This window comes from Agarivorans sp. QJM3NY_33 (genome assembly GCF_050870865.2).
GTDB lineage: Bacteria > Pseudomonadota > Gammaproteobacteria > Enterobacterales > Celerinatantimonadaceae > Agarivorans.
This window is the reverse complement of the sequence record NZ_CP194039.2, coordinates 3,530,261-3,550,132: the sequence shown is the minus strand read 5'-3', so window position 1 is coordinate 3,550,132 and position 19,872 is coordinate 3,530,261. Positions and strand designations below refer to the sequence as shown.

The window sequence follows — 19,872 nt, the reverse complement described above, 5'->3', positions numbered from 1 at the left end:
TTTCTCCATAACTAAGTGTGTTGTTCAAACTCGCGGCGAAACTGATTGATTAATTTGAACAGTTGTTGAATGTCGACCAGGCTAAAATTAGGGGCAAATGATTTAAGGACAATATCAATCTGCGTTAAGGCGTTTTGGTGAGCGATACGTCCTTGTTCGGTTATTAAAATTGTTTTTTTTCTCGCATCGTGGTCGCGGATCTGTAAGGAAACATAACCTTTATTGCTTAATTGCTTAATTATTTGACTCATCGCAGACAGACTCACATGCGAATTTTTCGCTAGCTGGCTGGCGGTCTCTTGGCTGTTGGTTGTGTAAATAAGGTGATTGAGTAATTTGAACTGGGAGGTTGGCAGTTCAGATGGCAGGTTTTCCTTTAAGATAATTTCCATGCGCTCATGAATAATGGCTATTTCTCGAAATGTTGCTGTAATCAGTTGGGGGAGATGGTCCATATTCGTTAAGCGCCTTTAAGTGTTAAAAATAGAGCATTGGCATTGATTGCTAACAGTGGGCAATAGAAATGCTTAAGTATCTTAATGGTTAAGGTGCTTAAGTGTATTTAGAGAGGAGAGTAAAAGCAAGTATTTTAAAATGCATCAACATCGTTTAGCGAATGAGTGACGCCGCCTAGTGTATTTCTGCACCCACCAAATGGATAAGCTTGCGGCAAGGACACAAGGCTAATTTTAATTGGGCAATCAAGTTGGTTCATTTTTTAGAGCCTGCCGGTTCATTGTTTGCTCTATATGAATGCGTCATTAGCTCTTGGTAGCCAGTGGTGAATAAAATTCACTGAAAACATCAGCGACAAAGCGAAGCAGTCTTCATGCTAGGTGCCTTCGGCGACGGCGGCATATACCCCTGCCCATAGAATCTCGACCAACAGGTCGGGTACTTTACGCTTTGGCTCGGTAAAATTGGTTTGATAAAGCTTTAAATACAGCATTGAATATAAGTGCCTGATAGAATTTACTTATCTAAGTACTCACAAGGTTTACTATCTTGGTTTTAAGTGAATCGTAGTGAGCGCTTAACTGACAATGAATTAAGGATTGTAGTTTGGTAGAAGATTTTTCATCAATTTGGCAGAGAGCCGCCGAGCGTAAAGGTGGTGATGCAGCACTGCAACATCTCTTAACTGCGCCATTCAGTTCTGAGTATTTATCCACCGTGAGTGATGACCGTTGGTTGTCGATGTTTACTAAAGTGATTTTTCAGTCGGGCTTTGTATGGCGAGTTGTCGAAAACAAGTGGCCCGATTTCGAACGGGCGTTTTTTGATTTTGAGCCTGAAAAAATGTTGTTGCTGGATGATTCTCATATTGAGCGTTTATCTAATGATGCCAGCATTATCCGTAATCGTCAGAAAATAATCACAGTACCAGTCAACGCGCAGATGATTTTAAAACTTGCGGCTGAGCATGGCAGTTTTGCTAAATTTATAGCGGATTGGCCCAACGATGATATTGTTGGTTTGTGGCTATATTTAAAAAAGCAGGGCGCTCGTTTGGGGGGGAATTCAGCGGCCTATGCCTTGCGAAGAATGGGCAAAGATACCTTTATTTTGTCTAAGGACGTGGTGGCTTATTTGGTGAATCGTGGTGTTGTGGATAAGCAGCCGACTAGTGTGAAGGGTTTAAATACGGTGCAACAGGTGTTTAACCGTTGGCAGTTGCAAAGTGGTCTACCTTTGGCCACCATTAGTCAGACGCTCGCATACTCGGTGGGTGAGAATAACCTTGATTGAGCACTATATAAGAGTGCTTGTTCGAGTTGCTCTTGGCGGCGTCTTAGTGAACTTGCCGTTAATTCTTCGCCAGGATTTCTTTAAGTGCATGATTTATTTCTTTATAGCGGAAGCTAAAGCCATCCTCTCTTAGGCGAGCAGGCAGCACTTTTTGCCCTTCAGTGATGAGACTGGCCATATCGCCTAAAGCCGTGTTGAGTAACCAAGCCGGAGTTCGCACGAAACAGGGCCGCTTTAGTTGTTTGGCTAAGGTTTGACTAAACAGCTGGTTGCTCACTGGGGTGGGGGCTGTAAGGTTGTATGGGCCGTGACAGTGTTGATTTTTTAACAAAAAAATCACGGCATCGACCAAGTCACTAATATGGATCCATGACATCATCTGTTGACCATTGGCAATCGGGCCACCTAAGCCGAGTTTAAATGCTGGCAACATTTTGGCTAATGCGCCACCTTCGATGCCCATCACTACGCCGGTGCGTAATAAACACACCCGGGTATGACTTGACTGGGCTTGTAGCGCAATTGCTTCCCATTGTTTACATACTTGATGAGGAAATGAGTCATCCTTAATCATGCTCGATTCATCAAGATCCTGTTCTCCTTGAGTGCCATAATAGCCAATGGCGCTGCCGCTAATAAAGGTATGGGGCGGCTGTTGGCTTTGTTGAAATAAAAGCAGAAGTTGTTCCGTGATTTGCCACCGACTGTTGCAGATCTGCTGTTTTTGATGTTTGGTCCAGCGTCGATTAGCAATCGGCTCTCCGGCTAGGTTAATTACTGCATCAAACTCATTTAAGTCGGTTAAATCCTTGAGCGAAGGGATTGCCAATAGATTGTGCCCTAGCTTCTGGTAGGCTTTAATGGGCGCACGTGATAGAACGGTTAGTTCATGACTAAACTGTAGATGTTTTACCAGTCGGCTACCGATAAAACCAGTTCCGCCTGTGAGTAAAATTTTCATCGTTAACCACAACTCCTTATATAGAGCTTGTAATATTACGCCTTAATTTAGTCAACAATAGCAGAGTTTTATAGGAAGGGTAGAGCATGACGACTGTTTTAATCACCGGGGTTGGCCGCCGTTTGGGTTTTTTTCTTGCACATCAATTTCTTGACTTGGGTTATCAGGTTATAGGCCAATATCGCAGTGAGCGAAGCGGGTTAGATGAGTTACGCGCACGTGGCGTGAGTCTATTCCAAGCCGATTTCAGTCAACGTTCGTCCTTGTTGGCCTTTATTCAAGCGGTGACTCAGCAATGTACTCGTTTAGATGTGCTGGTCCATAATGCTTCATTGTTTCTCCAAGATGAGCAACAACATAGCCTTGAACAACAAGCCGATTTTTTTGACGCGATGTATGCCGTGCATATGTTGGCTCCTAAATTGTTGAATGAAGCCTTGCATCCGGCTTTAGTTAGGGCAAAGGGCAGTGTAGTGATGTTAACCGATATTTATGCTGAACAACCCCACTCGGCATTTCGTAGTTACTGTGCGTCGAAAGCAGGTTTAGCGAATTTAATGCGGTCTTATGCGACCCATTGGGCGCCTGCGGTTCGAGTGAATGCGATTGAACCGGGGCCGATGCAATTCCTAACTGAACATACCAAGGCGCATCGCCAGCAGGTATTGGCACAGACGCCTTTGGCGAAAGAGGGGGGCTTCACACCCATCTGGCAAACCATGATTTTATTGATTGAAAACGACTATTTGACCGGTTGTTCTATCAAAGTTGATGGTGGTCGGTCCTTGGCCCAATGGTAAACCTGGCTGATGATCAATGCATAACTCAAACTCTACGACTTGCTGTAGCTCGACGTTTTGACCAAATAACTGTTGATGTAGTGGGATCAAAAATTCATCTGGATGTAACAGGCTTAACAATTGAGGCTGCTTAGCTGCGCCGATTAAATCAATATCTAAGGGGCGGTCTTTGTCACTGGAGAGGGGATCTTTGCGATTGCGGCCATGAAAATCTTCTAGTTGATTGAAAAAACGTTTTAGCGTGGGGGCTGATTGATGGGAATGAAACCAGGCCAAGCCATTGATGAAATCATGTTTTGATTGCAGTTGTGAAGGTGCGGTTTGTATAAAGGCACTAAAGGTGATGGGGTGCAAACGAATACAGAGCTGCTTTACTGCCTGCGGTATGTGTTGCAGCGGTTGAATATTGCTCCCCAGACTACAAAGGTAATACATTGGTGACCCCAGATGATTGATAGGTTTTTATTTAGCCTTTTCGCCAGCGCTGATGCAAGCTAAACTGCTGAGCATCAAATAATATTTTAGGAGTGTTCGGTGAATCAACCAACTTCGATACGCCATGGTTTGGTGACCGCAGCTGCCCTGATTGTGGTATTGGCTGGATTAAAAGCTGCAACCCCAGTGCTGATCCCTTTTTTGTTATCTCTATTCATCGCCATTATTGCCAGTCCGGTGGTGAGTTTTTTGACGCGTATTCGTATCCCGCGGGTACTTGCTGTGATGGCAGTGTTACTGTTGATCGTGAGCGTTATTTTGTTATTGGCTGGTGTAGTGGGGAGCTCTATTAGTGATTTTAGATCGTCTATTCCAGCCTACCGAGAGCAGCTACTGGTTCATCTCGCGAAGTTGATTACCTTCGCCGCAAGGTTTGATATTGATCTATCGATGAGTGTGGTCACTGATTATTTCGATCCTGGGGTGATATTGGGGGTATTCGCCAATACCTTAACTGGTTTAAGTGGTGCAGCTGCTAATATTTTTATCATTTTATTGGTGACGATATTCATGTTGTTAGAGGCCGATACGATGCCGCAGCGGGTACATGATGCGATTCATAATCCCGATGTTCGCATGTCGCAGGTGAACAAATTTCTCAAGTCGGTCAATAGTTATATTGCGGTTAAGACCATGATTAGCCTTGGCACGGCCATCCCCATCACCATTGTCTTGAGTTTGCTCGATCTGGATTATGCCGTGTTATGGGGCATTTTGGCTTTTTTACTCAATTATATTCCTAACGTTGGCTCGCTGATTGCTGCCGTACCCGCTGTGCTATTAGCGCTACTTCAGTTAGGGCCGAGTCAGGCTTTGGCGGTGGCTGGGCTATATGTAACGGTTAATCTGGTGATGGGTAATATCGTGGAGCCACGTATCATGGGTAAAGGTTTAGGTCTGTCCTCCTTGGTCGTAGTGTTATCATTGATTTTTTGGGGATGGTTATTTGGTAGTGTTGGAATGTTACTATCGGTGCCGCTAACCATGATCGTAAAAATTGGCCTTGAGTCGAGTAATAGCGGCCATTGGTTTTCACGGATCTTAAGCCACCCAGACGACCTAAAAGAGAGTTAAGTAGTAGATGAGAGTAGAATTACCCACACTCGATGGGCAAGCCTTGCGAGTGCTGCATGGTAGAGGGCATTGTATCGCTGGTGCCGAGGCATTTAATATTGAATGGCTTCCGCCAGTGATGCTGATCGTTGCTTACGCGCCATTGGCTGATGAGCCGTTAGCCGAATTGGTTGCTCAACTCAGTGAACCGTCCTTAGTAGAAGGCGTTTTTTTACAACAGCGAGATCAGCCGATGGCTCCGGTTCGCCATTTGTGGGGCTGTGAACAGACACCTGTTGAGGTGATGGAGCAGGGTTTACGTTATAAGGTTGAACTGGGACGACATCAAAACTTTGGGTTATTTCTTGATATGGCCAGTGGCCGACGCTGGGTCAGAGAGCAGGCCAATAATAAGCGAGTTCTTAACCTGTTTTCTTACACCTGTGGGTTTGCCGTTGCTGCGTTGGCTGGTGGTGCGCAAGCGGTGGTGAATATTGATATGAGTAAGGCTGCGCTAAGTGTTGGCCGGGATAACCTAAGACTCAATCAACTTGATGATAAGAAAGCCCGTTTCTTTGGTCATGATTTGTTTAAATCTTGGGGCAAGTTGCGTAAACATGGTCCCTATGATTTGGTGATCGCTGATCCACCATCAATGCAAAAAGGTAGTTTTTTAGTCGAAAAAGATTACCCTCGGATAATTCGTCAACTCCCGAGTTTATTAGCGGAGGAGGGCTTGGCGATGCTTTGCTTGAACGCCCCCTGGCTTGGTTGTCAGTTTCTCATTGATGTTGTTGAAAGTGAGTGCCCCCAACTGTCGTTGCTGACGACGCTTGAACGTCCCGAAAGGGTATTGGAGAAGTCAGAGGATGACGGCCTAAAAGTACTCATTTTTAAAAATAATCCAGTTTAAACGACCACCGCCCTCACAGTTCGAGTGATAGCTTATGGTCATTGTCTCGAGCTGGATTTTGCTCTGCTACGCTTGATATAGGGCTTATTTCAGCTCAAAGGCGTGGTATGGGGTTTCGGTTCTCACATTTTTTTTCATCTCTGCTTAAAAGTATTCGGGACATTTCGCCGATTGTATTCGTGATCCTGTTTTTTCAATGGTTTGTATTAGACAGTTCATTGCCAAATGTTCTACAGATCCTCGGCGGTACGGTGATGGTCGTGGTGGGTTTAAGTTGTTTTGTGATGGGCTTGGAGCTTGGTTTATTTCCGATTGGCGAACAACTGGCGCATGCTTTTGCCAATAAGGGAAGCTTGGCTGCGCTATTGGCTTTTGCATTCTGTTTGGGATTTGGGACAACCATTGCTGAACCTGCCCTGATCGCTGTTACCAGGGAAGCGGCTGAGGTTGCAGCCCAAGCGCAGCATATTGCATCGGATAAGGGGAGCATGGATGAATATGCCGCAGGCTTGCGTTTAAGTGTTGCCTTTGCGGTTGGCTTAGCCATTGTGATTGGGGTGATCCGTATTATTCAAGGGTGGCCGCTTTATCTGATGATCATCGCGGGTTATGGCTTGATTGTGATACTTACCATATTTGCTCCCGAAGAAATTATCGGTATCGCCTATGATTCTGGAGGTGTCACCACCTCGACAATCACCGTCCCCTTAGTTACTGCACTTGGGATCGGTTTAGCGGCTTCAATTGAGGGAAGAAATCCCTTATTAGATGGGTTTGGTTTGATTGCTCTAGCCTCGTTAACGCCGATGATTTTTGTGATGCTTTACGGGATTATTTATTGATGCGCTGGTGGCTAGAGTTTTTCGAGACCTTGTTTTCCACGCTAGGCGATATTTTTCCGATTGTACTCACAATTCTAGTCTTTCAATATCTGGTTATTAAAAAGCCGCTTCATCAGCCTCGTCAGTTATTAATGGGGATATTTTTTGTGGTGCTGGGGATGGTATTGTTCTTATTGGGTCTTGAGCAGGCTTTATTCCCTTTGGGGCAAACTATGGCGATCCAATTAACCCATCTAGGTTTTGTGTCGCTGAGTGATGCCCCAGGGAGTCATTGGCAGGCCTACCTATGGGTTTACATATTCTCTGCAGCGATCGGTTTTAGCACCACGATTGCAGAACCGTCGTTATTAGCCGTGGCGATTAAAGCGAATGCCGTTTCTGGGGGAGTGGTTTCGATTGGTGGTTTACGTGTTTCGGTTGCTTTAGGTGTCGCTTTCGGTCTCGCCCTAGGTTCTTACCGAATTGTGGTAGGTGACCCGCTACAGTATTACATTATTTTTGGTTACGTATTGGTTGGAATACAAACCTTGTTTGCTCCGAAAGCGATCATTCCCTTGGCCTATGATAGTGGTGGAGTGACCACTTCGACAGTGACCGTGCCTTTAGTGACTGCATTGGGATTAGGTTTGGCTGATGCTGTGCCTGGGCGTAGTCCACTCTTGGACGGTTTTGGTCTGATTGCTTTTGCTAGTTTGTTTCCAATTATCTCGGTATTAGCTTATGCACAAATTACTCATTATTTAGCCCATTCTGATTTATCTGGAGAATAAGATGAAATTTAAGTTGATTCTAGCTTTTGTTGACGATCAAAAAACCAGTTTGGTATTAGACTCGGCTCGCGCTGCTGGCGCGACAGGTGCGACTGTGATTAACAATGCGCGGGGGGAGGGAGTGCATCGTAAAAAAACGTTCTTTGGTTTGAATCTCGAGTCGCAGCGCGACGTCTTATTGTTTGTGGTAGAAAGTCATTTGGCGAAACCTATCTTAAATACGATTAGTGCTGTGGCTGATTTTGATCAAGAAGAAGGTCAAGGCATTGCGGTGCTGCTGGATGTGGAAGACGTGGTTGGCGTTGCACATCAAATTCACGCGCTCACGCATCGTGGTCCTGATGATGATTTAAGTGGGTTGTGAATAAATATAGTGAATTATGTCAAATAAATACCGGGAGCTGTGTATAACTCTCACTTTATATAATTCTTATCCACATAATCTGTGGATTAATATGTGAATGAAGTGGTTTTTTGATTCTATATTTATGTTTTTTAAGGTTTTTTGGGTTTGATTAAAAATGATTCGTTCACTTATGATTGTTAAGATACGAGCTGGGGCTGTGGGTTTATCAGCCAAACAGAGATGACTTTTAAACTTAAGTTGACGTAGAACAAGAGCTTTAAAACCCTTGAAGTTAGCAAGTGCTGCTTTAAGAGATCGATTTTAAAGGTATTTGCTGTTTTTCCTTGGCCACTCATTGGTTAAACAGTATTCGTTCGTGAAGGTAGGTGCACAAGATTGAAGCGTTTTATTGTTAGCGCTTATGCTTATTTGGCGATCGGTATAAATAAAAATACCGCTCAATTTAATTGAGCGGTATTTTTGCAAAGCAAAACGCTTAGCTTACTTTCTTTGGCTCGCTTGGATCGCTGTTAAAGCGATCGTGTAGACGATGTCGTCAACTAAAGCACCACGTGACAAATCATTCACTGGTTTAGCCATACCTTGTAGCATTGGCCCGATACTGATTAGGTCGGCACTACGTTGTACTGCTTTGTAAGTGGTATTACCAGTATTCAAATCAGGGAAGATGAATACCGTTGCTTTACCTGCCACAGGGCTATTCGGTGCTTTACTCTTGGCAACGTTTTCCATGATAGCCGCATCATATTGCAATGGACCGTCGATGATCAGATCGGGACGACGTTCCTTGGCAATTTTTGTGGCTTCACGTACTTTCTCAACGTCAGAGCCTGAGCCTGAACTACCCGTTGAGTAACTGATCATTGCGACCCGAGGTTCAATTCCGAAGGCAACCGCTGATTCTGCAGATTGAATTGCAATATCTGCAAGTTGTTCAGCGCTTGGATCTGGATTGATCGCACAGTCACCATAAACCAATACTTGATCCGGTAACAGCATGAAGAAGATCGAGCTAACTAGGTTGTAACCTGGTGCCGTTTTAATCAACTGAAGCGGTGGGCGAATAGTGTTCGCTGTGGTATTGACCGCACCAGAAACCAAGCCGTCAACTTCGTCGTTGGCTAGCATCATGGTTCCCAGAACCACGTTGTCTTCAAGTTGCTCTTTGGCAACGACTTCGGTGAGGCCTTTACCCTTGCGTAACTCTACCATTGGCGCAACATATTTATTTTGAATTTCAACTGGGTTGAAAATTTCAATATTGTCACCCAGAGTGACACCTTGTTGACCAGCGATACGATGAATTACTTCAGGATTGCCAAGTAATACCGGTTTAGCGATGCCACGTTCAGCACAAATAGCAGCTGCTGCAATAGTACGCGGTTCTTCACCTTCTGGTAATACAATACGTTTATTGGCACTGCGAGCCATTTCGGTGAGCTGGTAACGGAAAGCGGGTGGCGACAAGCGACGCGCACGGGCAGAAATAGCCGTTAATGACTCTATCCAATGTTTGTCGATGTGGCCAGCAACGTAGTCCTGTACCAATTCGATCCGTGAGGCATCGTCAACGGGGATTTCAGCATTGAAGCTTTGTAAGGCTAACGAAGTTTGCCAAGTGTTTGACTCAATCAACATCACTGGTAAACCAGTGGCAAATGCACCTTCACATAGTTTTAAAACTTGAGGTTCTGGTTGATAACCACCAGTCAGCAATAAGGCTCCAATTCTAACACCGTTCATGGCTGCTAAGCAGGCTGAAACAATCACATCGGAGCGATCGCCAGAGGTCACTAACAGGCTACCCGCATTAAAATGTTCGACCATGTTATGGATGCTGCGAGCACAGAAAGTCACTCGTCCTAAACGAGTATCCATGTCACCTTCGTTAATCACTCGAGCATTGAGGTGATTCGCCAGATCTCGCGCACGTGGTGAAACCAGCGGCGCATTCCAAGGAATACAGCCTAAAATACGCAGTGGGCTTTTGCCAAACATCTGCAGCACTTCAAGATTAGTCGAATGGTCTGATTTATTATCAAACATTTCGGTGAGGTCTGGACGAGTAATTTCATGCTCGTCGATAGGCGCACCAACTTTATTGATAATACAACCAATAATACGTTTGTTTTTTAGACCGCCAAAGTTATTACACGCAATTTCCATGCGCTCTTTTAACTGTTGCGAAGTATCGTTACCTGGGTTGGTAACAAATACCATATCGGCATCTAAAGCTTTGGCAATACCATAGTTAACATTGGTTGCGTAAGGAGATTCAGAGGTCGGGACTAGGCCTTCTACCACAACAATCTCTGCGCCAGATGTTCCAGAATTAAAACGAGCCACAATGCCTTCAAGCAAATCATCAATTTGATTGGCGCTGATAAGGTTTTCTGCATAGGCTTGGGTAAAAGGTTCTGGGGGAATAATATTTGATGCTTGGCGAATGATCGCTGTAGAACGTTCAGCGCCTTTTTCGCGACTTTTCGGTTGGGCAATGGGTTTAAAGAAATTAACGTTGACGCCATTGCGCTCCATCGCGCGAACCATTCCCAAACTGACGGATGTTACACCAACACCAACGCCAACAGGGATTAACATAATTGTACGAGCCACGGCTGTACCTCTTAAGTTAGGTGAAAGAATAAGGCTAGACTAAAATCTAACCTTAGATACAAAGTATGTTTTATTACTGAGTTAATGCGACAGCATCTTGAGCAATAACCATTTCTTCATTTGTTGGAATCACTAAAATTGGGCGGCTAGTACTAGTGGCGATATTGCCAGAGTTACCAAAACGTGCAGCTAAGTTTGCTTGCTCATCTAGACTAAAACCAAGTAGCGCTAGTTTTTCAACGGTTAATTGACGAACTAAAGCTGAATTTTCACCAATGCCACCAGTAAAGACGAGAGCATCTAGCTTACCGTCCATTGCTGCAGCGTAAGACATAATGGCTTTGGCTAAACGGTAAGTGAATACGTTCATCGCACGAAGCCCGGCGTCGCTGCCTTTTTGGTAGCCTTCTTCGACAAAACGACAGTCACTGCTTTCTTCCGTGAGGCCCATCAAACCAGACTCTTTGGTAAGCATGTTGTTGACTTGCTCTAATGTATAGCCTTCATTGTCGACTAAATGGAAAATAATCGCAGGGTCGATATCACCAGAACGAGTGCCCATTACCAAACCTTCGAGCGGCGTGAGCCCCATGCTGGTATCAACACTTTTACCGTTCTTCACGGCACAGAGTGAGGCGCCATTACCTAGGTGAGCGGTGATCACATTGGTCTCTTCTACAGGCAAACCCAAGGTTGCCGATGCTTCACGAGATACAAATAGGTGACTCGTGCCATGCATACCATAACGGCGAATGCCTTTTTCGCTATATAGCTTATAAGGTAAGGCATAAAGAAACGCGCTTTCTGGCATGGTTTGGTGGAAGGCGGTATCAAATACTGCAACGTGTGGTTGCTGAGGAAAACAATCTTGAGCCGCTCGAATGCCGATTAATGCAGCTGGATTATGCAGTGGCGCTAAGCTAGCGCAGTCTTCGATACCAGCCAAGACAGCTTCGTCAATAATCGCTGATTGAGTGAACTTTTCTCCGCCATGAACGACGCGGTGACCAACGGCCACAATATCGTTCAAAATTTCAGGATTTTTTTCTAAGAGGTTGCTTACAATAAATTCGATAGCTTCATGGTGTGCGGCATTGGCACCTAGCTTTGAATCCCCTTTTTCGCCATTTAACTTCCATTTGATACGTGCATCTTCTAAGTTAAAGCATTCTGCCAAACCAGAAAGAATCTCGTCACCGCTAACAGCGTTTAGCACTGCAAATTTTAATGAAGAGCTACCGCAATTAAGAACGAGTACCAGCTTATTGCTCATTTATAGACACCTGTTGTTGAATTTGTTCAATTATAGACAGTGGCTCAAAAACGTAGAGTATTAGAAGACCCGTTGTTTGAACCGGAAAACCAATCTTAAGCGCCGCCAAAAATTGATTTGACCTAGTGCCAAGGTCCCATTCAAGCTACACTTAATATATTAAGGTGATTTATATGAAACCGGCTGTCTGCCAATGATACCTGAAACGGATTTTTAATCATATATGTCATACTAATAACTAAGTGAATTTGTAAAAAAATTACTAATTTATTGGTTTAGGTCAATTTTTGGTCGCGAGGTGTCCATGGGTAAATTCTCTGAAATGTTAAATGATGGACATAACTATATGAAACGCTGGCCAAATCAGCGTGTGCTGTCACCCATTTTTCCTGAGAATCGAGTTATTTTTGCGACTTCTTTAGCGATGAAAACGATGCCAGCGATAGCGGTTGTCACAGTTATGCTGCCGTATATGGCTAATTTGACTGAAATATTACCACAATCAGTGATGATGGCGACGGTGATATTTTTAATGCCTTTACATGGTTTATATTGGTTGGGACGTCGAGCAAATCAGTTATTACCGCCCAGCTTAGCTAACTGGTATCGTGATCTACATCAAAAATTGGCCGAGGCTGGTGAGCGTATTTCACCTCTGGCGGTGAAACCTCGTTATAAAGAATTAGCAGATTTGTTGCGGAAAGCCTTCAAGCGTTTTGATAAAAGCTTTGTGTTAGCTGAAGACTTTACTGATTACCCTCGTTGATATAATTGTAATACAAATTCAAAGTCAATTTCGAATTGTGATTGCGCTAATTGCTGTTGTTCTAGCAGTTTGGTATTTTTCCAAGCAAATGGCGTCATTTTAGTTAAGGCAGACATATCTTCTTGATTTAATATGGCTAACTGACTTATTTTTTGTTGCTCAGTGAGTCGCCAGCCAGCTAATTCTTCAGCTTGTTCTTGATGCGCTTGCAACTCCTTGTAAATCAAACGTCGTAATTGCTGTAAATGCCTGGCTCCTGGGACGACTTTGAGTAAAAAGCTATGGTTATGTGAGATACGCAGTAACTCCTGATTATCGCTGGGGGCAAATACACGAACGATAAAATCAATGCTGTTATCGGCAATTGGTAATCGGTGGTTACTAGCCACAAAAAATTGGCAACTTTTGTGACGTTTAGCTGCCATTCTGATCCCATCTTTTGCTATATCTACACCTATCACTGCGTCTGCTTGTGCCTGCTCCTGACGGATGGCTGCCGTGTAGTAACCTTCTCCACAGCCTAAATCAAGAATGCATTTTGCTTGGTGAAGCGAAAGTAGTTGATTGATAGCATCCGCTAAGAAATTAAAATGACCTTGATTGAGAAAATGTTGGCGTGCTTGCAGCATCGCTTTGCTATCTCCTGGCTGCTTCGAATTCTTATGTTGCACGGCCAGTAGGTTGGTGTAGCCTTCTTTTGCTTGGTCGAAACAATGGCCTTTAGCACAAGACCACTGTTTGTTTACTTTGCTTAGCCGAAGCTGGCAAATGGGGCATATCATCATCAAAAAATAAGCCTTAATCGCGTGAAACTAGTAGATAACCTTGCTGTGGTATTGTTGCAAGATCCCTTTAATGGTTTCCATCGTTTCTTTGCTCGGCGGTTTTACGCCAGCGAGTGGGTAATCTTCTCCCATGGCGGTCCATTTGTGTTTTCCGAGCTCGTGGTAGGGGAGTAATTCAATTTTTTCTACGTTGTCGAAAGGTGCGAGAAACTGACCTAAGTCATGAGCCGATTGTTCATCATCGGTGAAACCAGGAACCACAACATAGCGGATCCAAGTGGTTTGGCCTACTTTGTGTAGATAACGAGCAAAATCCAGCGTTCGTTTATTACTGACACCAACCAATTCTTGGTGTACTTCATCGTGGATTTGTTTAATGTCGAGCATCACCAGATCGGAAGCATCAAGTAGTTCGTCAATCACTTCCGTATGTTTACGAACGTAACCATTAGTATCGAGGCAGGTATGGATCCCTTGAGCCTGACAGGCTCGAAATAAGTCTCGAACAAACTCCGCTTGTAGGATGGCTTCGCCACCACTGGCGGTTACACCACCACCACTAGCATTCATGAAACGGCGATAGGGAGTTAAGTCATTCATTAAATCGTCTACAGAAATTTCTTTACCGTCATGTAAGTCCCAAGTATCGCGATTATGACAATATTGGCAGCGCATTAAACAGCCTTGCATAAATACGATAAACCTGATCCCTGGTCCATCGACGGTACCGCACGATTCTGTTGAATGAATTCGCCCAATTCTAGACATTTGTTTCTCCCAAAAAAAAACCTTGCCCAACAATGAGGGCAAGGTCAATTATAACCGGAGTTTCTGCTAAGCAGAAACTACTAAAGCTAAGATTAGATGCTTTGCGTAAAAGTACGAGTGATTACGTCTTGTTGCTGCTCAGCTGTTAGTGAGTTAAAACGCACTGCGTAACCCGATACACGGATGGTTAACTGAGGGTATTTCTCAGGATTTTCCATCGCGTCAACTAACATTTCACGGTTCATCACGTTCACGTTGAGGTGTTGGCCACCTTCCACATCAGTGTTGTGGTAGAAGTAACCGTCCATCAAACCAGCCAGGTTGGTTTTTTGAGTATCGTCATCTTTACCTAGAGCGTTTGGCACGATAGAGAAAGTATAAGAAATACCGTCTTGTGCGTTAGCAAATGGTAGTTTAGCGACCGAAGTTAATGATGCTACAGCACCTTTTTCGTCACGACCATGCATTGGGTTTGCTCCCGGTGCAAATGGAGCGCCGGCTTTACGCCCATCTGGTGTGGTACCTGTTTTCTTACCATAGACCACGTTAGAAGTGATGGTAAGTACAGATTGAGTCGGAACAGCATCACGGTAAGTTTTAAGCTTACGGATTTTGTTCATGAAGCGCTCAACCAAGTCAACTGCGATGCTATCTACACGATCATCGTTGTTACCAAATTTAGGGTAATCACCGTTGATTTCAAAATCTACAGCAATGCCATCTTCGTCACGAATTGGCTTCACTTCAGCATATTTAATCGCTGATAGTGAGTCTGCAGCAACTGATAATCCAGCAATACCACAAGCCATGGTACGGTATACGTCACGATCATGAAGTGCCATCAACGATGCTTCGTAGCTGTACTTGTCATGCATATAGTGAATGCAGTTTAGAGCGGTGACATATTGCTCTGCTAACCAATCCATGAAGGTGTCTAAGCGAGCCATGATGTCGTCGTAATTTAATACTTCATCGGTTACTTTTTCGCCAACAGGACCTACTTGGATTTTTAGTTTCTCATCCATACCGCCATTCATGGAGTACAGCAGGGTTTTTGCTAAGTTCGCGCGAGCACCAAAGAACTGCATTTGTTTACCAACAACCATTGGTGATACACAACATGCGATGGCGTAATCGTCGTTATCAAAATCAGTGCGCATTAAATCATCATTTTCGTATTGAATTGATGAAGTATCGATAGATACTTTGGCACAGTATTTTTTGAAGTTAAGCGGTAATTTCTCTGACCATAATACGGTAATGTTTGGCTCTGGAGAAGGACCCATAGTGTATAGGGTGTTCAAGAAACGGAACGCAGTACGGCTTACTAGGGTTCGACCATCAACACCCATACCACCCATTGACTCAGTTGCCCAAATTGGGTCACCAGAGAACAAGTCATCATACTCAGGAGTACGTAGGAAACGAACCATACGTAACTTCATGACCAAGTGGTCAACCAGTTCTTGCGCTTCACTTTCAGTGATCAGGCCAGCAGCCATGTCGCGCTCGATGTAAACGTCTAAGAAAGTTGTGGTACGGCCAAATGACATTGCCGCGCCATTTTGTGACTTAACGGCGGCCAAGTAACCAAAGTAAGTCCACTGAACGGCTTCTTTTGCAGTTTTAGCTGGCACTGAAATATCACAACCGTATTTGGCTGCCATTTCTTTAATTTGAGCTAAAGCACGATACTGTTCGTTGATTTCTTCACGAAGGCGAATCGTTGCTTCTAAGGTGTCACCTTTAATGAGATCTTTTTCTAACGAACGATGCTGTTTTACTTTATCGGCCATTAAGAAATCAATGCCGTATAAGGCAACGCGACGGTAGTCACCAATGATACGTCCACGGCCATAAGCATCAGGTAAACCAGTTAATACGCCTGATTTACGACATTTCATGATCGCGCCAGTGTATACGTCGAATACACCTTGGTTATGGGTTTTACGGTACTCTGAGTAGATCTTGCTAACCGCAGGGTCTAATTCACGATCGTAAGCTTTACAAGAACCCTCGATCATCCGAATGCCGCCATTTGGGATGATCGCACGTTTCAACGGTGCTTCAGTTTGCAAGCCAACAATAGTTTCTAAATCTTGATTGATGTAACCAGCATCATGTGAGGTGATGGTTGAGATAACTGAAGTATCGAAGTCTACCGGCGAGTGAGTGCGGTTTTCCTCTTTAATGCCTTCCATAACTTTTGCCCAAAGCTTATCCGTTGCTTCGGTTGACCCTGCTAAAAAGCTTTCATCGCCTTCATATGGGGTATAGTTAGTTTGAATAAAGTCACGAACGTTAACTTCATTTTGCCATTCGCCAGTTTTAAAACCTGCCCATGATTCAGCAAAAACTTCGTTCTTCTCTGTCATTTCTTGTTCCACCTATAAGTTGGTATACAAATGAATAAATTACGTTGTATAAAGTAGCGCGCAAAGCGCTACTCCTTTTAGCCTAGAACTAGTATAGCGTTTGTTCTAAGCGATAAAGTCTTTCTCACTATAATAATGCTGGAATGCCATATTTCCCTTCCAACATCCCTACTGCCAGCATTGCAGCGGCGCAGACAATTAGGACGACAGTTGGAATAATGATACGGTCCAATTTACTTAGTTTTTTCGGACGTTCTTTATCGCCAATGAGGCCATTATTGTCTAACAGCATAGTTAATGCCCATGCTAATACCGGGTTGGTTACCATCGCAGCAAACACACAAATACCTGCAGACTGAGAGTCTTTAGAATCTTTAATCATTTGCATGCCAGCTTCTAACAACGGCAATGAAACACCAACCAATAACGCGATACGCATTACCGGTGGCCATACAGCGGCATCCATTGGGTAGCCAACAATAGCAATGATCATCACTAAAGAACCGAGGAGGATTGCGCCGCCGGGGATTGGACGCTTGGCAATTGCTGCAGGGATCATATAAGTCCCCCAGCTGGAAGTGATGTTACCACCACCGACCGCGGTACCAACCATTTGACGAATCGAACACATGGTCATGGTGTCATCAACGTCCATCAATACTTTGTCAGTTTTTTTCGGGTAGTTCAGTTCTTGGAAAATGCGATGACCTAAGAAGTCGGGTGACCACATCGCGACCGCTAAGATGGCAAAAGGTAATGAAGCAATAAAGTGCTCAATGTTTGGTAAGCCTAACATCCATCCTTCTTCAGTGGAGCCCCACCAGTATGCAGGATTTAAGTTTGGTAAACCTGGCTCGGTCGTAAAGGTTAAATCAAACCCTGCACCAGCGAGCATGGCCACCACAAATCCGGTGACAGCACATAAAGGGATCGCTAACCAGCGTTTACCAAGCTTGGCTAATACGGCGTAAACAACAACAGTAATTGCTAGTACAATCAAGGCAATATAGCCCATGTCGCCTGCTGCTACGCCTTCGGTTTGACTGCTAAGTCCATTGGCCCAGCCAATTAAAGAGTTGATTTGGCTTATTGAACCGGTAAAGCCCAAAAACACCAATAGTCCACCTGCAACGCCTTCACTGGTTAAGTTAACCAGACGGGAACCGCCTTTAACTGCGCTCAATATCAAGCCAAAGACGCCAATTAAAATAGCCAACGCTAATGGATGAGCCCCAGCCATGGCAATCATGAAAATCATAGGAATCATTGGCCCGTGGTTACCGGCCAAGTTAGCTCTTGGGTTTACAAAACCAGAGGCTAAAATACAGAATAGAAATGCGGGAATGATCATTTCTACACGTGAAACTTCAATAGCGAACTCTACGCCTAAATTGACATGCTCCCATTTATCAGAGAGACCTGCTGCCCAAGCCATCATCACTGCAGAGTACATTGCGATAATACCGATGGTGCCAGCAATTGCTGGGACTAAATCTTCCAGTTCAAAGCGAAAGTCACGACCGGGTAAATTTAAACTATAACGACGTGGCTTCATGATCTGAAGTTCATGGTCTAAATAGTCAGAACGAGTTTCAAATTCAGATGCAGGGCGGTGTGCTTCTGAGTAGCTCAGCTCTTCGTCTTGAGACTGATGGTTGTTACTGGACATAGTTTCCTCAAATAACAAAATGTAAATCGGTTAATCGCAGGTGCTCATAAAAGCGTATTTCGCTTGAGTTCCCTCTCACTCGCGATAATCGTCTCATCTAGACGAACAACATAAAGGACTGTGAGTGTAGCTATTGAAATAACTCCAAGCTTTGTGTTTAAGAAATTTAGAGGATATTCGTATTGGATAATTGCGTATATTTAACAAAAATCAGGCGGTTAAAGATAAATATTTATCTGGGTAAAAACCGACAGTTTTGTTGTTAACTCTCACAACATATTACCTCATATTTTTCTTAGCAAAATTGTAGCAAAGCAAGCTGGATTTAGAACTTGATCCAAGTCAATAAAGGCCATAATTTCTGTAATTTTATTACCTTTTTAGGGGCTCGCTCTGCTAATTAATAGATTGTCAATGGGGTATTCTGTAATTTACTTACTAAAAGTATGGGCTTTAGACTGAGATCTAGCTCACCTTATTTGAATCTTAATAGACTAAGGATTTTACACTGATTTAACATTTAAAGTGGGCTGTTTTTGCGATGGAATATATTAGCTAGTGTTTACAAAAAACTGAGTTATCATTCTAGGTATTGAGAAATAATTCGGGTTATTTATTTCTATCAGCTTAGACATGCAGTTTTCGTGAATATAAACATGCTGTGAAAATATAGCTTTAGGGTGTTTTGTAATCACATTAATAGATATCGCCCCATAAAATGTTGAGTTTTGTCTTTTGGGGTGATACTTTTTGTTGAGTTGAACGTGTAACAATTTATTTAACAATAATGCGTGCCTCGGGATAAGGGCTTGGTTGTTTTGACAGCCATTAACAAGGTAAATAACAATAATATGAATGATGCGGCTGCATTAGATGTCTCTAATATCCATAAAGTATTTGGGGATAATGAGGTTCTTAAAGGGATCGATTTAACGGCTAGAAAAGGCGATGTTATTTCTATCATCGGCTCTTCGGGCTCAGGTAAAAGTACCTTTTTACGTTGCATGAACTTGTTAGAAACCCCTACTCAAGGGGAGATTTTGGTTCATGGCGAGCAAATTGCGTTTAAGCATTTGCGTAATGGGGAACGAATCCCTGCAAACAGTAAGCAAGTTGAGCTTGTTCGCTCCCGCCTATCGATGGTATTCCAAGGGTTTAACTTATGGTCACATATGACCGTATTGGAAAATATTGTGGAAGCACCTATTCACGTCTTAGGGGTACCAAGAAAAGAAGCGACTGAGCAGGCGGAAGCATTGCTGGAGCGAGTCGGCTTACATGATCGTAAAGATTATTATCCTGCTCATATGTCTGGTGGTCAGCAACAGCGCGCTGCGATTGCTCGAGCATTAGCGATGAATCCTGCAGTCATGTTGTTTGACGAACCCACTTCTGCGCTTGACCCTGAATTAGTGGGTGAAGTACTTAAGGTGATGCGCAGTTTGGCGGAAGAAGGCCGCACTATGCTGGTGGTTACTCACGAAATGGCTTTTGCTCGTGACGTTTCAAACCAAGTCCTATTTTTACATCAAGGCGTGGTTGAAGAGAAAGGCTCTCCGCAAAAAGTTTTCGAAAATCCCGATTCTGAGCGGATGCGTCAATTCCTCGCGCCCAACTATTAGTTTATGGAAGACAGGCGTTAATTCGCTGATAATGCAAACATTATGGAG

At 43.8% G+C, this 19,872-nt stretch carries 18 protein-coding genes; 9 read left to right on the top strand and 9 right to left on the bottom strand.

Annotation, left to right across the window (positions count from 1 at the left end; genetic code table 11):
- Positions 1-11 precede the first annotated feature (11 nt).
- On the bottom strand, positions 12-455 hold the full coding sequence (locus ACRRSY_RS16020; RefSeq protein ID WP_432452241.1) for a MarR family winged helix-turn-helix transcriptional regulator: 444 nt from the start codon (positions 453-455) through the stop codon (positions 12-14).
- A gap of 607 nt (positions 456-1,062) precedes the next feature.
- Here ACRRSY_RS16020 and ACRRSY_RS16015 point away from each other — a divergent pair.
- Positions 1,063-1,749 carry a DNA-3-methyladenine glycosylase I gene (locus tag ACRRSY_RS16015; protein ID WP_432452242.1) on the top strand — a complete coding sequence of 229 codons (687 nt, stop codon included), beginning with the start codon at positions 1,063-1,065 and terminating at the stop codon, positions 1,747-1,749.
- 58 nt (positions 1,750-1,807) lie between these two features.
- On the opposite strand, the gene ACRRSY_RS16010 is transcribed toward ACRRSY_RS16015, so the two are convergent.
- Positions 1,808-2,710, bottom strand: coding sequence for a TIGR01777 family oxidoreductase (locus tag ACRRSY_RS16010; RefSeq protein WP_432452243.1), 903 nt, complete (start codon positions 2,708-2,710; stop codon positions 1,808-1,810).
- A gap of 86 nt (positions 2,711-2,796) precedes the next feature.
- On the opposite strand from ACRRSY_RS16010, the gene ACRRSY_RS16005 reads away from it, so the two are divergent.
- Positions 2,797-3,510 carry an SDR family oxidoreductase gene (locus ACRRSY_RS16005; RefSeq protein WP_432463630.1) on the top strand — a complete coding sequence of 238 codons (714 nt, stop codon included), beginning with the start codon at positions 2,797-2,799 and terminating at the stop codon, positions 3,508-3,510.
- Here the strand turns inward: ACRRSY_RS16005 and ACRRSY_RS16000 are convergent.
- Positions 3,436-3,945 carry a 2-amino-4-hydroxy-6-hydroxymethyldihydropteridine diphosphokinase gene (locus ACRRSY_RS16000; RefSeq protein WP_432452245.1) on the bottom strand — a complete coding sequence of 170 codons (510 nt, stop codon included), beginning with the start codon at positions 3,943-3,945 and terminating at the stop codon, positions 3,436-3,438. The genes ACRRSY_RS16005 and ACRRSY_RS16000 overlap by 75 nt on opposite strands.
- A 99-nt stretch (positions 3,946-4,044) precedes the next feature.
- Here ACRRSY_RS16000 and ACRRSY_RS15995 point away from each other — a divergent pair, with 99 nt between their 5' ends.
- The 5 genes from ACRRSY_RS15995 to ACRRSY_RS15975 all read left to right on the top strand — a co-directional run bounded on the left by ACRRSY_RS15995 (position 4,045) and on the right by ACRRSY_RS15975 (position 7,947).
- Positions 4,045-5,079 carry an AI-2E family transporter gene (locus ACRRSY_RS15995; RefSeq protein WP_432452246.1) on the top strand — a complete coding sequence of 345 codons (1,035 nt, stop codon included), beginning with the start codon at positions 4,045-4,047 and terminating at the stop codon, positions 5,077-5,079.
- 7 nt (positions 5,080-5,086) lie between these two features.
- Positions 5,087-5,971 (top strand): class I SAM-dependent methyltransferase, encoded by an 885-nt coding sequence (locus ACRRSY_RS15990; protein WP_432452247.1) that lies wholly within the window; start codon positions 5,087-5,089, stop codon positions 5,969-5,971.
- A 107-nt stretch (positions 5,972-6,078) separates the two neighbouring features.
- Positions 6,079-6,813 carry a DUF1538 family protein gene (locus ACRRSY_RS15985; RefSeq protein WP_432452248.1) on the top strand — a complete coding sequence of 245 codons (735 nt, stop codon included), beginning with the start codon at positions 6,079-6,081 and terminating at the stop codon, positions 6,811-6,813.
- Positions 6,813-7,583, top strand: coding sequence for a DUF1538 domain-containing protein (locus ACRRSY_RS15980; RefSeq protein ID WP_432452249.1), 771 nt, complete (start codon positions 6,813-6,815; stop codon positions 7,581-7,583). The genes ACRRSY_RS15985 and ACRRSY_RS15980 overlap by 1 nt, the downstream gene beginning before the upstream one ends.
- A 1-nt stretch (position 7,584) precedes the next feature.
- Positions 7,585-7,947, top strand: coding sequence for a P-II family nitrogen regulator (locus tag ACRRSY_RS15975; protein ID WP_432452250.1), 363 nt, complete (start codon positions 7,585-7,587; stop codon positions 7,945-7,947).
- Positions 7,948-8,430: 483 nt separating this feature from the next.
- Here ACRRSY_RS15975 and pta read toward each other — a convergent pair whose 3' ends face one another.
- Together pta and ACRRSY_RS15965 are read right to left on the bottom strand one after the other, a co-directional pair.
- On the bottom strand, positions 8,431-10,566 hold the full coding sequence (pta, locus tag ACRRSY_RS15970; RefSeq protein ID WP_432452251.1) for a phosphate acetyltransferase: 2,136 nt from the start codon (positions 10,564-10,566) through the stop codon (positions 8,431-8,433).
- A gap of 73 nt (positions 10,567-10,639) precedes the next feature.
- Complete coding sequence (locus ACRRSY_RS15965) at positions 10,640-11,839, bottom strand: acetate kinase (protein WP_432452252.1); 1,200 nt, start codon at positions 11,837-11,839, stop codon at positions 10,640-10,642.
- Positions 11,840-12,143: 304 nt separating this feature from the next.
- Here ACRRSY_RS15965 and yfbV point away from each other — a divergent pair, with 304 nt between their 5' ends.
- Positions 12,144-12,605, top strand: a complete 462-nt coding sequence (yfbV, locus tag ACRRSY_RS15960) for a terminus macrodomain insulation protein YfbV (protein ID WP_432452253.1) — start codon at positions 12,144-12,146, stop codon at positions 12,603-12,605.
- On the opposite strand, the gene rlmA is transcribed toward yfbV, so the two are convergent.
- The 4 genes from rlmA to ACRRSY_RS15940 all read right to left on the bottom strand — a co-directional run bounded on the left by rlmA (position 12,593) and on the right by ACRRSY_RS15940 (position 18,202).
- Positions 12,593-13,390 carry a 23S rRNA (guanine(745)-N(1))-methyltransferase gene (rlmA, locus tag ACRRSY_RS15955; protein WP_432452254.1) on the bottom strand — a complete coding sequence of 266 codons (798 nt, stop codon included), beginning with the start codon at positions 13,388-13,390 and terminating at the stop codon, positions 12,593-12,595. The genes yfbV and rlmA overlap by 13 nt on opposite strands.
- Before the next feature lie 27 nt (positions 13,391-13,417).
- Positions 13,418-14,158 (bottom strand): pyruvate formate lyase 1-activating protein, encoded by a 741-nt coding sequence (gene pflA, locus ACRRSY_RS15950; RefSeq protein ID WP_432452255.1) that lies wholly within the window; start codon positions 14,156-14,158, stop codon positions 13,418-13,420.
- A gap of 92 nt (positions 14,159-14,250) precedes the next feature.
- Positions 14,251-16,533, bottom strand: coding sequence for a formate C-acetyltransferase (pflB, locus tag ACRRSY_RS15945; protein ID WP_432452256.1), 2,283 nt, complete (start codon positions 16,531-16,533; stop codon positions 14,251-14,253).
- A 127-nt stretch (positions 16,534-16,660) separates the two neighbouring features.
- Positions 16,661-18,202: a DUF3360 family protein gene (locus tag ACRRSY_RS15940; RefSeq protein ID WP_432452257.1), complete on the bottom strand. Its 1,542-nt coding sequence runs from the start codon at positions 18,200-18,202 to the stop codon at positions 16,661-16,663.
- Between the two features lie 851 nt (positions 18,203-19,053).
- On the opposite strand from ACRRSY_RS15940, the gene ACRRSY_RS15935 reads away from it, so the two are divergent.
- Entirely contained in the window at positions 19,054-19,824 is a 771-nt protein-coding gene (locus ACRRSY_RS15935; protein WP_432456158.1) for an ABC transporter ATP-binding protein, read from the top strand.
- Positions 19,825-19,872 lie beyond the last annotated feature (48 nt).